Source organism: Azospirillum melinis (assembly GCF_013340935.1).
Lineage (GTDB): Bacteria > Pseudomonadota > Alphaproteobacteria > Azospirillales > Azospirillaceae > Azospirillum > Azospirillum melinis.
In genome coordinates this window covers 1-11,663 of record NZ_WHOS01000106.1, presented here as the reverse complement: position 1 = coordinate 11,663, position 11,663 = coordinate 1, and the positions used below count along the sequence as shown (strand labels likewise).

Here is an 11,663-nt window from a genome sequence, read left to right as displayed (position 1 = left end):
CCTATCGGGTCTTCGTCGGCGGGGGCTGGGCTGGGGCACGGTCCAAAGCTCCTGCGGTCGTCGCATCGTTTCGGGTGGGCAATCTTTTTTAAGATGGGGATGAATCTGATGCTTGACACCCGGTGGGGAAGGCCGTAGAAACCCGCCCACCGCAGCGGCGGGGCCGACGAAAGACGGTCGCGACGCGAAAGAGTTCGGTACAGAGTTTCAAGGTTCGGGCGCGTAGCTCAGCGGGAGAGCATTCGCTTCACACGCGAAGGGTCACAGGTTCAATCCCTGTCGCGCCCACCATTAAAAAGGCTCCGGACGGTTGTCCGGAGCCTTTTTTGCTTTCCGCTCCCGTCCGACGGGAATTGCGCGCGCAGGCGCGAACCGGAACAGCCAACATCGCAAAATCCTTATGTAATGGGCGATCCCGCGGTCGATTGACGCAGATCAGCCCCTTTTGCGCTGCAATAGGCTAGACAGGACGCCATCCCTGTCACCCGCTTCGGAAAGCAACTCACATGGACGATACCCGTATCGCTTTGCTGTCTCTCGCCCTGCTGGTCGCCGTCCTGGCCGTCATCATCGGTTCGGTGATCCTGGTGCCGTCCTTCACCGCGCTGCTGGCGACGCTGCTGGCCTGGGCGAACCTGGCCTATCTGGTCGGCATCACTTTCAAGCGCTGATGGCCAAGCGCTGATAGGCAAGCGCTGATCCGAAACCGCGGCGGAGAGGGAAGGCCGCCCTCTCCGCTGCGGGCGCCGAACCATGACGGTTCGGCAACAGTCTGTCCTGCGGAAAGCTTTTCTGGACAGGAACGGTCCGTCGGGGTATCCAGCGCCCGTTTCGCTGTGCCAAGGACCGACGCCATGACACCGACCGCCGCCCCGTCGTCTTCCAATCCGACCGGCACCCTGTCCGCCGGCACCCTGCCGATCCTGCGGACGGTCGAGGATCTGCGGTCCCAGGTCGCCGCCTGGCGCCGGGAGGGGCTGACCGTCGCACTGGTGCCGACCATGGGCGCCCTGCACGACGGCCATCTGGGCCTCATCCGGCGCGGTCGCGAGCTGGCTGACCGGGTGGTCGCCAGTGTCTTCGTCAACCCGACCCAGTTCGCCCCGCACGAGGATTTCGACCGCTACCCGCGCGATGAAGGCGGCGATGCCGCCAAGCTGGCCTCGGCCGGCTGCCACGCGCTGTACGCGCCGACCGTGCGCGCCATGTATCCGCAGGGCTTCGCCACCGCCATTTCGGTCGGCGGCCCGGCGGAGGGGCTGTGCGGGACCTTCCGGCCGCAGATGTTCGGCGGCGTGGCGCTGGTGGTGACCAAGCTGTTCCTCCAGGCCCTGCCCGACGTGGCGGTGTTCGGCGAAAAGGATTACCAGCAGCTGATGGTGATCCGCCGCTTCACCCGCGACCTCGACATTCCCGTCCGGGTCGAAGGGCTGCCGACGGTGCGCGAGGCCGACGGGCTCGCCATGTCCTCGCGCAACGCCTATCTCAGCGCCGACGAGCGCGCCCGCGCTCCCGAACTGAACCGGGCGCTGACCGCTGCCGCCGCCGCGTTGGCGGGGGGGGCGGAGGTCGATGGCGCGCTGACCGGCATCCGCGGCCGCATTGCCGAGGCCGGCTTCGGCACCATCGATTATGTCGAGCTGCGCGATGCCGAAACGCTGGAGCCGGTGAGCGCCGTCACCCGGCCCGCCCGCCTGCTGGCCGCCGCCTGGATGGGCAAGGCCCGGCTGATCGACAATGTGCCGGTGATCCCCGCCGGCTGACCGGCCGAAGATTGGGGCCTTAAACATTGGCAGTTGCCGGCATGATCGGCATTTGACCGACATTTGTTGTGCGCCTAGCATTCTCGGACGGGCAGGTCCCCGATGGGTTTCGTGGCCCCCACGATGGGGGCGGAAAGGCGACTTTGCGGCTCGTTCGTCGCAACCGGCAGGGGGAAACGGTTTCCCTGATGCCAATCCTTCTGACCGGCCTCCTGCTGGTGCTGGCGGCGCTGGGGGCCACCGCCGCTTTGGTCGCCACCCGAAACCGCGCCCCGGCCTCCCAGACTCAGCTGGGACCCGACAAGAAATATGCGGCGCTGCCGTTGATGACCTTCAGTCTGGGCGGCAGCGATGCCCGGATGGTCGACGTCAAGGTGCTGCTGGAGATCGACCCGTCGGTCGACGGCAAGGTGGCCGATCCCTATGTCCCCCGCATCACCGACCGGCTGTCCGACCGCATGCGCCAGCTCGACCCGCAGCAGCTGACCGGGGCCGACGGGGCGATGCTGATGAAGAGCACGATTGCCGGGGTTCTCGACCGCGAACTGCGCGGCGTGCGGGTGAGGGAAATCCTGCTCGACCGGATGGTGGTCAGGTAACACCCCAAAAAAACGCCCGGACCGGCGGAGTTTCCGCGGGACCGGGCGGCTCGTGCAGCCATTCCGTTGACTGTCAGTCGGCCAGCCGTGTGGTCAGGCGAGGGGCGGCGCTGGCGGCGGCCGCGACATAGCGGGCGCGCAGCGGCTTCAGGACGAACAGGGCGAGGAAGGCGGCCAGCGCGTTGACGATGGCGACGCTGTAGAAGACGGTCTGCCAGCTGCCGGTCGCCTCGACCATCAGGTTGCCGACGGGCACCAGCAGGGCGGCGACGCCCTTGGCGGTGTAGAGAAGCCCGGCGTTGGTGGCGGCGAAGCGCGACCCGAAGGTGTCGCCGCAGCAGGCCGGGAACAGGCTGAAGATCTCGCCCCAGGCGAAGAACACCAGACCGGTCAGGATGACGAAAGCCACCGGGTCGGCGCCGTATGCGCTGAGCGCCATCACGCCCACCGCCTCGATGGTGAAGGCGATGAACATGGTGTTCTCGCGGCCGATATGGTCGGACACCCAGCCGAAGAAGGGCCGCGTGATGCCGTTCATCACCCGGTCGATGGACAGCGCGAAGGTCAGCGCCGGCAGGGTCAGGCCCAGGATGCTGACCGGGGCGTCGATCAGTCCCATGTCGGTGGCGATGGGGCCGAGCTGGGCCGTCACCATCAGGCCGCCGGCGGCGACCATGGTGAACATGCCGTACATGATCCAGAAGACCGGCGTCCGCAGCATCTCCTGCGGGGTGTATTGGCGGCGCTGCGGGGCGGAGCCGTTGCGCGCCTGCCCATAGCCGTGCTTCGGCGGGTCGGCCATGAACCAGGCCAGCACCAGGATGACCATCCCCTGGCCCAGCCCGAAGGTCATGAAGGTGTTCTCGAAACCGGAGGTCTCGATCATGGTGGCGATCGGCACGACGGTGAGGGCGGAGCCGGCGCCGAAGCCGGCGGCTGTCAGGCCGGCGGCCAGACCGCGGCGGTCGGGGAACCATTTCAGCGCATTGCCGACGCAGGTGCCATAGACGCCGCCGGCGCCGATGCCGCCGATCACCGCGGCGAGATAGAGCAGGGTCAGCGAATCCGCTACCGCGTTCAAGGCCCAGGACAGGGCGCACAGCGCGCCGCCCACCAGCACGACGATGCGTGGACCGAATTTGTCGACGAACCAGCCCTCCACCGGCACCAGCCAGGTTTCGGTGACGATGAAGATGGTGAAGGCCACCTGGATCGCCGTGCGACCCCAGCCATGCTTGTCGTCGATCGGCTCGACGAACAGGGTCCAGCCATATTGCAGGTTGGCGATCATCGACATGCAGACGATGCCGATGGCCAGCTGCATCCAGCGCCCGCCCCAGGGTGCGACCTGGGCCGTATTGCCGTGCGTGTCACGCACCATGTCCTTCCTCCGCATTGCACCCGACATGTTCTGTTCGGCGACATGTTTCGTTCGGATTGCCGGACCTCGGGCTCCCGTGTGGCCGCGTTGTTGGTTTCATGTCCGGTCCGGAAAAAAGGCGACGGGCTGAAGCTCTGTGCCACCAACTTGGGGTTGCTGGCATGCCAAATGCCCCATGCCCGCCTCTACGATCATCAGTTTGACGGATGATGTCAATACGAACCATTTGCCGGACGGACAACGGGCATGCGGATTGTCGATTTGAATCCGCGGAATTTCCGTAGGATGGAAAGACAATCGCCTTGGGACTGGTCGAAAGCAGCAAGCCTTGCGATGCTGACCGGCCGAACAGAAGGACGCGATGCCATGTCATTGCCCGAACCGCCGCTGCTGGCGATCACCGACCGCAGGCTGGCCGACCGGCCGCTGCCGCAGGTGGCGGAGCGTCTGTTCGCCTGCGGCGTGCGCTGGCTGTCCTTGCGGGACAAGGACTTGCCGGATGGGGAAAGGCTGGATCTGGCTCGCGCATTGATTGCGTGCGCCCGTCCGTGGGGAGCCCGCATCACCCTGCATGGCGACCCGGCGCTGGCCGCCGCGGCCGGTGCGGACGGGGTGCATCTGCCAGCCCTCGGCGATCCGGCGGCGGCGCGTGCGCTGCTGGGGGCCGGCGCCCTGATCGGGCTGTCTCTCCACGACTCGGACGGTGCGGCGGCGATGGCGCGGGCGGCCGGGCAGGCCGACTATGTGACCGTTTCGCCGGTTTTCCCCTCCGCCAGCAAGCCGGGCTATGGCCCCTGCCTGGGCGAGGTGGGCCTGCGGCGATGGGTCGAACTGGGGGTGCGATGCGGCGTGCCGGTGATCGGGCTGGGCGGTCTCGACCGGGCGGATGCGGTGGCCGGATGCCGGGCGGCCGGGGCCGCGGGCATTGCGGTCATGGGGCTGGCGATGCGCGACGCGCAGGCGCTGACGCCTCTGCTGGCCGCACTGGCGCCGGAGGGGGCCGATCTGCCGCGCTGAAGCCGGCCGTGGGCGCAATTCACGCCTGTCCCCCTGGACATCTCAACGGCTTGCATGCATCTGGTATGTAGGATACGAAAACGCCGAAGGTCCCGAACCGGGGGCCCGCCCGGCTGCGCCGCAACGTCCGGCGAGACATGAGGACATCCACTCCATGACCTTTCCCGCTCTCAACGTCCAGCCCCTCGACACCGGAACCACCTTCCGCAGTCAGGTCTATCACGCGCTGAAGCAGGCGATCACGGAGATGGACATCTACGACCATGACCGCGAGATCAGGCTGGACGAGCGGCAGCTCAGCGACAAGCTCGGCGTCAGCCGCACCCCGATCCGCGAGGCGCTGACCCTGCTGGAGCAGGAGGGCTTCATCCGGCTGCAACCGCGCCGCGGCATCTTCGTCGTGCGCAAGACCAAGACCGAGATCGTCGAGATGATCCAGGTCTGGGCCGCGCTGGAAAGCATGGCCGCCCGCATGGCCGCCGAACATGCCCCGGCCGCCGAGATCCACAAGCTGTGGGACCTGTTCGGCAGCTTCGAGCAGCGCAGCCCGAAGGACCATGTCAGCGAATATTCCGACGCCAACATCGCCTTCCACAAGAGCATCATCCAGCTGAGCGGATCGAAGCTGATCCAGGACGTCACCGACAACCTGTTCATCCACATGCGGGCGATCCGCAAGCTGACCATCGGCCAGGAGGACCGGGCCGAGCGATCCATCCACGATCACCGCGCCATCATCAAGGCCCTGGAGGACCGCGACGCCAACCTCGCCGAACGGCTGGTGCGCGAGCACACCATGGGTCTGGCCGCGCATGTGGAGAAGCACTGCGATTTTCTGGAATGAGGAACGGGCCAGGGCGGTTCCCGCCGCCCTGACCGCAGCGGGCTCAGACCGTCACCGCCTCCTTCTGCGTCTGCGCCGTCTCCAGCTTCGGCATATCGTCGCCGTCGATGGTCACCACCCGCAGGGAATTGGTCTTGCCCGGCGTGCCGAAGGGAACGCCGGCGGTGACCACCAGCGACTGGCCGGACTTGCCGATGCCGGTCTCCGCCGCCGCCGTCAGCGCACGGCCGACCATCTCCGAGAAATTCGCCACGTCGTCGGTCAGCACGGCATGGACACCCCAGGCCAGCGACAGCCGCCGCGCCGTCGCCTCGTTGGCGCTGAGGCCGAGGACCGGCACGCTGGGCCGCTCGCGCGAGGCGCGCAGCGTGGTCGAGCCGGTGGTGGTGTAGGTGACGATGGCCGCGGCGCTGATGGTTTCCGCCACCTGCCGCGCGGCGGCGGTCAGCGCGTCGGGGGCCGTCGCCTCCGGGCTGGGATGGTCGGCATCCATGATGCGGCGGTAGAGCGGGTCGCCCTCCACCCGGCGGACGATGCGTTCCATCATCGCCACCGCTTCCACCGGATAGCGGCCGGAAGCGGACTCCGCACTCAGCATCACCGCATCGGCCCCGTCATAGACGGCGTTGGCGACGTCGGACGCCTCGGCGCGGGTCGGGGTCGGCTCCGACACCATGGATTCCAGCATCTGGGTGGCGACGATCACCGGCTTGCCCATGGCGCGGCTGAGCCGGATCATCTTCTTCTGCAGGCCCGGCACATCCTCCGGCGGCAGTTCGACGCCGAGGTCGCCGCGCGCCACCATCACCGCGTCGGACAGTTCGATGATGCGGTCGAGCGTCGGCAATGCTGCCGGCTTCTCGATCTTGGTCATCACATGCGCGCGGTTGCCGATCAGCTCGCGCGCTTCCAGGATGTCCTCCGGCCGCTGGACGAAGCTGAGGCCGATCCAGTCCACCCCGAGGTCGAGCCCGAAGGCGAGGTCGCTGCGGTCCTTCTCCGACAGGGCACTCAGGGCGAGTGCCGCACCCGGCACATTGACGCCCTTGCGGTCGGACAGGGTGCCGCCAGCCACCACCTCGGTTTCCGCGAAGTCGGGACCGCAGTCCAGAACGCGCAGACGGATGCGGCCGTCGTTCAGCAGCAGGTCGAGGCCGGTCTCCAGGCTTGCGAAAACCTCCGGATGGGGCAGGCAGACGCGGCGGCTGTCGCCCGGCCGGCGGTCGAGATCCAGGCGGAAACGGTCGCCGATGGCGAGATCCACCGGCCCGAAGCCGAAGGTGCCGACCCGCAGCTTCGGCCCCTGGAGGTCGAGCAGGACGCCGATCGGCCGGCCCACGGTCTTTTCGGCGGCACGGATGCGGGCGAAGCGCTCCGCATGTTCGGCCTGGGTGCCGTGGCTGGCGTTCAAGCGGAAGACATTCACGCCCGCCCGGGCGAGCGCCGTGATCTGGCTTTCCGACGAGCTGGCGGGGCCCAGCGTGGCGACGATCTTTGTGCTGCGGTGAAACGGCATGACGACAGCCTTCCTCCGCCCGGCCCTTTGCGAAAAGGGGCGGGACTGGCGAACGATGATGAGTTGGGGTTCGGTGTTGGCCCGATGCTGGAAGTCCTAGGCCGGACGGTCAAACGGCGCCCGATCCTTATTCCGCATCGTGAGAGTGGTTCCACCCACGGCACATGGACAGCCGGCCGGCCCGTCGGCGACACTGGGGCATGCCCGAGACCGCGCCGCAAAGCCCCGTTCCAGCCCATCCCGCCGCCACGCTGATCCTGCTGCGGGATGGGCCTGAGGGGCTGGAGCTGCTGGTGATGGAGCGCCATGCCGGCCTGCGTTTCGCCCCCGGCGCCACCGTCTTTCCCGGTGGGCGCATGGAGGCGATGGACCATGACCCGCATTGGCACCGCCTCTGGCGCCGTCTCCGGCCGGATGGCGACCCGCCGGCCGATCTGGCGCACCGTGTCGCCGCCTTGCGGGAGTGCGCGGAGGAGTGCGGCGTTCTGCTGTCCCGCGATCCCCTTGCGCCCGATACCCTCGACGACCTGCGGCGAGCGCTGGCGGCGGGGGAGGGGTTCGCCGCGGCGCTGGCGCGGTCGGGCGCTGTCCCCGCCCTCGACCGGCTGGCGCCGCTGGCGCGCTGGGTGACGCCGGAGATGCTGCCGCGCCGCTTCGACACGCTGTTCTATCTGGCTCCCGCACCGGAGGGGCAGCAGCCGGTCTGCGATGGCGGAGAGGCTGTCGGCACCCTGTGGGCCAGCCCTCGCCGCCTTCTGGCGGAGGCCGGGGCCGGACAGCGGCGGCTGGTCTACGCCACCCGGATGACCCTGCTGCGGCTGGCGGGCTGTGCCGACAGGACGGCGGCGATGGCCCTTGCCTGTCCCGGACAGGGCCCCGGACAGGGAATCCCGCCGCCGATCATGCCGCGGCTGGTGGAAACCCCGTCCGGTCCGGTGCTGCGCATTCCGGAGGGCTGCGGCTTTTCGCCACTGGAGACCCCGGCCGAACATGTTAGGCTTGGGTAAGATTAGGTAAGTCGGGACGGGTTTCCGCGATGTGAAAATTGCGCGATGGTGCTATTGTGCGACGCGGAATGCGCAATCAATCTCCAGACTGACGCAGGGCGCCGGATCCCGCTGAGGGAAACGGCGGCGGTGGCGGAAGCAGGAGGATCGCGCAATGGATGTCGGGTTCGTCGGAAACGGGGAGATGGCCGATGCGATCATGGACAGGCTGCGGCAGGCCGGGCACCGGCTGCACCACGACCGCCATGGCCGCCATGACCGCAGCGCGTTCCGTGACCAGGCCGGGATGTGCGACGTCGTGATGATGCTGTTGCCCGATGCCCGCGCGGTCGAGGCCGCCCTGTTCGGCGACGCCCGCTTCGCCAATGACGGCTTTGCCGGCGCCCTGCCGCCGGACACGCTGGTGATCGACCTGTCCCGCATCCCGCCGTCCGAGGCTTCGGCCAACGCCGCGCGGCTGTCCGGCATGGGTGTCCTGACGGCCGATGCGCCGCTCGCTCCCGGTTTTACTCCAGGCTTCACTCCCGGTTTTGCCATCGATCTGGGCGGCAGCGATGCGGCCTGCGCGCGGGCCGAACCGCTGCTGCGGCTGTTGAGCGATGGCGTTGTCCGTGCAGGCGGAGCCGGTGACGGGCAGCGGGCGCATCTTGCCCGAACTGCGGACAGGAAGAACGACGACCCGGATGGACTGCACCGGCTGCTGCGTCTGATGGCCTTCGACGGGCCGGCCGAACCCATGTTGAGTGCATCATGAACAGCCTGACCGCTCCCGACATCGCCCAGCTCCGCCATCCGGCCGCTCTCCTCCTGGCGGCCGTGCCGGACGTGATCGTTCCCTTCGGGGCCGGGCTGGGCGCTGGGCTGGGTGATGGCCGGGCCGATGCCGGGCGGCTGGGCAACAAGGGGGCGCGTCTGGTGGAGATGGCGGCGCTGGGCATTCCGGTGCCGCCGGGCTTCGTCATCGCCGCGGAGGCCGGGCGCGGGCTGGGGGCGCAGGATGCGCTGCCGGCCGGCCTGATCGAGCGGATCGACGGCGCCGTCCTGGCGCTGGAACGGCAGGCCGGGGGGCGTTTCGGCGATGCCGGGCGTCCGCTGCTGCTGTCGGTCCGCTCCGGTGCCGCGGTGTCGATGCCCGGCATGATGGACAGCATCCTCAATCTCGGCCTCAACGACCGCAGCGTCGAGGGGCTGGCGGCGACGTCGGGCGACGCGCGCTTCGCCTATGACTGTTATCGCCGGCTGGTCCAGTCCTTCGGCTGCGTGGTGATGGGCGTGCCCGGGCACCGGTTCGAGGCGCTGCTGGACGAGCACAAGGAGGAGCGGGCGCTCCAGCGCGACGGCGACCTGACGGCGGAGGACTGGCGCAGCCTGCTTCCGTCCTTCCTGCGGCTGGTGGAAACCCGCTGCGGCCGGCCCTTCCCCCAGGATCCCGCCGAGCAGCTGCGTCTGGCGGTGGCGGCGGTGTTCCGCTCCTGGATGAACCCGCGGGCGGTGGCGTTCCGCGCCCTGCACGACGTTCCGGAGGATCTGGGAACGGCGGTGACGGTCCAGGCGATGGTGTTCGGCAACCGCGGGCCAGATTCGGGCACCGGCGTGCTGTTCACCCGCGACCCCTCGACCGGCGCCCCCGGCCTGTGCGGCGAGTTCCTCGCCGATGCCCAGGGCGAGGATGTGGTGTCCGGCACCTGCGACCCCGACCCGCTGAGCGCCAGCCAGGCGAATCCCGACCGCTCCATGGAGTGCCGCCTGCCGGCGGCCTATGCCGAGCTGTGCAGGGTGGCGGACCGGCTTGAGCGGGCCTTCGCCGACATGCAGGATATCGAGTTCACGGTGGAAGGCGGGCGCCTGTTCATCCTGCAATCGCGCAGCGGCAAGCGGTCGTCCGAAGCGGCGGTCCGCATCGCCGTCGATCTGGCGGAGGAGGGGATCGTCACCCGCGACGAGGCGGTGCGCCGCGTCGATCCGCAGGCGCTGGACGAGTTGCTGCGCCCGACCCTGACGGCCGATGCGCTGGCGGCGGCCATCGCCACCGGCCTGCCGGCGTCGCCCGGAGCGGCCACCGGCCGGGCCGCCTTCACCACCGACGACGCGGTGCGGCTGGCGCGCGGTGGGGCGCCGGTGATCCTGTGCCGGCCGGAAACCTCGCCGGAGGACATCCACGGCATGCAGGCCGCCATCGGAATCGTCACCGCCCGCGGCGGCTTCACCAGCCACGCCGCCACGGTGGCCCGCGGCATGGGCCGGCCCTGCGTCTGCGGCGCCCGCATGCTCCGCATCGATGTCGAGGACGGGGCGATGCGGGTCGGCGATGTGACCGTCCGCACCGGCGACCTGCTGACCATCGACGGCAGCAACGGCGCCGTGGTGCTGGGGGCGGCCCCGTTGCAGCGGCCGGCGCCGGACGGCGCGACCGCCCGGCTGTTGGACTGGGCGCGCGAGTGCGGGGTGGGGCTGGCGACGGATTGAGAGGGAGGGGATCGAGAGGGAAGGCGTCGGGTTGCGAACGCCTTCTCCCTGGACAGCGCCCGTCAGGCCCGCATCAGCGCCGTCAGATGGGCGGCGCAGCCTTCCGCCAGACCGGTGGCGTCATAGCCGCCCTCCAGCGCCGACACCACCCGGCCGCCGCAGACGCGGTCGGCAAGCTCGACCAGCTTGCGCGTCACCCATTCGAAATCCTCCGCCGTCAGGCCGAGCTGCGCCAGCGGATCGCGCTTGTGGGCGTCGAAACCGGCGGAGATCAGCAGCAGTTCCGGCTGGAACGCCTCCAGCGCCGGCAGGATGACGCGCTCCACCGCCTGGCGGAACTCGACGGAGCCGCTGTAGGGCTCCAGCGGCAGATTCAGGATGTTGCCGTCGACGCCGCGCTCCCATGAATTGCCGGTTCCGGGATAGAGCGGCGACTGGTGGGTCGAGGCGAAGAACAGGTTGGGGTCGTCGGCGAACATCGCCTGCGTGCCGTTGCCGTGATGCACGTCGAAATCGACCACCGCGACACGGGTCAGCCCATGGATCCTGCGGGCATGCTCCGCCCCGACGGCGATGTTGTTGAAGACGCAGAATCCCATGGCGCGGGCGGGTTCGGCATGGTGGCCGCAGGGGCGCACCGCGCAGAAGGCGTTGGTCGCCTCGCCGGCCAGCACGGCATCGACCGCGGCGCAGACCGACCCGGCGGCGCGCAGGATCGCACCGCGCGATCCCGGCGACAGCAGCGTGTCGCCATCCAGCCGCTGGTAACCGTCGGTCGGGACCGCGGCCAGGACCGCATCGACGTAAGAGCGCTCATGGACGCGCGACAGCTGTTCCACATCCGCTTCGGGCGCGGACCGGCGCTCCAGGTCGCGGAACTCCGGCCGATCGAGCACCTGCCACACCACCGCCAGCCGTTCCGGCGCCTCCGGGTGGCCGGGGCCGGTGTCGTGCGCGAAGCAGTCGTGATGGGTGAAGATCAGGGTTGTCACGGAGGGTCACTCCCATGGCAAAGGGGCCGCCGGACTGGATGTGCCGGCGGCGCCGCAGTTGGGTGGGGCGGCCCGGGT

At 69.2% G+C, this 11,663-nt stretch carries 11 protein-coding genes and 1 tRNA gene; 9 read left to right on the top strand and 3 right to left on the bottom strand.

Features of this window, described 5'->3' with window-relative positions; translation table 11 throughout:
- The first annotated feature begins 216 nt into the window (after positions 1 to 216).
- From GBZ48_RS34835 to GBZ48_RS34820, 4 genes are all read left to right on the top strand, one after another.
- Positions 217 to 291: transfer RNA gene (locus GBZ48_RS34835), tRNA-Val, on the top strand.
- Positions 292 to 506: 215 nt separating this feature from the next.
- Positions 507 to 671, top strand: coding sequence for a sugar tyrosine-protein kinase (locus GBZ48_RS34830; protein WP_098737443.1), 165 nt, complete (start codon positions 507 to 509; stop codon positions 669 to 671).
- A gap of 183 nt (positions 672 to 854) precedes the next feature.
- Positions 855 to 1,763, top strand: coding sequence for a pantoate--beta-alanine ligase (gene panC, locus GBZ48_RS34825; RefSeq protein WP_174475206.1), 909 nt, complete (start codon positions 855 to 857; stop codon positions 1,761 to 1,763).
- Positions 1,764 to 1,951: 188 nt separating this feature from the next.
- Positions 1,952 to 2,362 (top strand): flagellar basal body-associated FliL family protein, encoded by a 411-nt coding sequence (locus tag GBZ48_RS34820; RefSeq protein WP_174475205.1) that lies wholly within the window; start codon positions 1,952 to 1,954, stop codon positions 2,360 to 2,362.
- 73 nt (positions 2,363 to 2,435) lie between these two features.
- On the opposite strand, the gene oxlT is transcribed toward GBZ48_RS34820, so the two are convergent.
- Entirely contained in the window at positions 2,436 to 3,743 is a 1,308-nt protein-coding gene (oxlT, locus tag GBZ48_RS34815) for an oxalate/formate MFS antiporter (RefSeq protein ID WP_174475204.1), read from the bottom strand.
- 366 nt (positions 3,744 to 4,109) lie between these two features.
- On the opposite strand from oxlT, the gene GBZ48_RS34810 reads away from it, so the two are divergent.
- Positions 4,110 to 4,760: a thiamine phosphate synthase gene (locus tag GBZ48_RS34810; protein ID WP_174475203.1), complete on the top strand. Its 651-nt coding sequence runs from the start codon at positions 4,110 to 4,112 to the stop codon at positions 4,758 to 4,760.
- Between the two features lie 154 nt (positions 4,761 to 4,914).
- Positions 4,915 to 5,604, top strand: a complete 690-nt coding sequence (locus GBZ48_RS34805) for a GntR family transcriptional regulator (protein WP_174475202.1) — start codon at positions 4,915 to 4,917, stop codon at positions 5,602 to 5,604.
- 43 nt (positions 5,605 to 5,647) lie between these two features.
- Here the strand turns inward: GBZ48_RS34805 and pyk are convergent, their stop codons facing one another.
- The gene (gene pyk, locus GBZ48_RS34800; RefSeq protein WP_174475201.1) at positions 5,648 to 7,120 is read right to left on the bottom strand and encodes a pyruvate kinase; all 1,473 of its coding nucleotides are present in this window, start codon (positions 7,118 to 7,120) and stop codon (positions 5,648 to 5,650) included.
- 200 nt (positions 7,121 to 7,320) lie between these two features.
- On the opposite strand from pyk, the gene GBZ48_RS34795 reads away from it, so the two are divergent.
- The 3 genes from GBZ48_RS34795 (at position 7,321) to GBZ48_RS34785 (ending at position 10,593) form a co-directional block, all read left to right on the top strand.
- Positions 7,321 to 8,127 (top strand): NUDIX hydrolase, encoded by an 807-nt coding sequence (locus tag GBZ48_RS34795; RefSeq protein WP_174475200.1) that lies wholly within the window; start codon positions 7,321 to 7,323, stop codon positions 8,125 to 8,127.
- Between the two features lie 154 nt (positions 8,128 to 8,281).
- Positions 8,282 to 8,881 (top strand): NAD(P)-binding domain-containing protein, encoded by a 600-nt coding sequence (locus GBZ48_RS34790; protein WP_174475199.1) that lies wholly within the window; start codon positions 8,282 to 8,284, stop codon positions 8,879 to 8,881.
- Positions 8,878 to 10,593, top strand: coding sequence for a pyruvate, phosphate dikinase (locus tag GBZ48_RS34785; RefSeq protein WP_246307675.1), 1,716 nt, complete (start codon positions 8,878 to 8,880; stop codon positions 10,591 to 10,593). The genes GBZ48_RS34790 and GBZ48_RS34785 overlap by 4 nt, the downstream gene beginning before the upstream one ends.
- A 62-nt stretch (positions 10,594 to 10,655) precedes the next feature.
- Here GBZ48_RS34785 and GBZ48_RS34780 read toward each other — a convergent pair whose 3' ends face one another.
- Entirely contained in the window at positions 10,656 to 11,585 is a 930-nt protein-coding gene (locus GBZ48_RS34780; RefSeq protein WP_174475198.1) for an arginase family protein, read from the bottom strand.
- Positions 11,586 to 11,663 lie beyond the last annotated feature (78 nt).

Coding starts and splice junctions, on each gene's coding strand:
- GBZ48_RS34820 (WP_174475205.1), top strand. CDS start 1,952: ATGCCAATCCTTCTGACCGGCCTCCTGCTGGTGCTGGCGGCGCTGGGG.
- GBZ48_RS34790 (WP_174475199.1), top strand. CDS start 8,282: ATGGATGTCGGGTTCGTCGGAAACGGGGAGATGGCCGATGCGATCATG.
- oxlT (WP_174475204.1), bottom strand. CDS start 3,743: ATGGTGCGTGACACGCACGGCAATACGGCCCAGGTCGCACCCTGGGGC.
- GBZ48_RS34795 (WP_174475200.1), top strand. CDS start 7,321: ATGCCCGAGACCGCGCCGCAAAGCCCCGTTCCAGCCCATCCCGCCGCC.
- panC (WP_174475206.1), top strand. CDS start 855: ATGACACCGACCGCCGCCCCGTCGTCTTCCAATCCGACCGGCACCCTG.
- pyk (WP_174475201.1), bottom strand. CDS start 7,120: ATGCCGTTTCACCGCAGCACAAAGATCGTCGCCACGCTGGGCCCCGCC.
- GBZ48_RS34785 (WP_246307675.1), top strand. CDS start 8,878: ATGAACAGCCTGACCGCTCCCGACATCGCCCAGCTCCGCCATCCGGCC.
- GBZ48_RS34810 (WP_174475203.1), top strand. CDS start 4,110: ATGTCATTGCCCGAACCGCCGCTGCTGGCGATCACCGACCGCAGGCTG.
- GBZ48_RS34805 (WP_174475202.1), top strand. CDS start 4,915: ATGACCTTTCCCGCTCTCAACGTCCAGCCCCTCGACACCGGAACCACC.
- GBZ48_RS34830 (WP_098737443.1), top strand. CDS start 507: ATGGACGATACCCGTATCGCTTTGCTGTCTCTCGCCCTGCTGGTCGCC.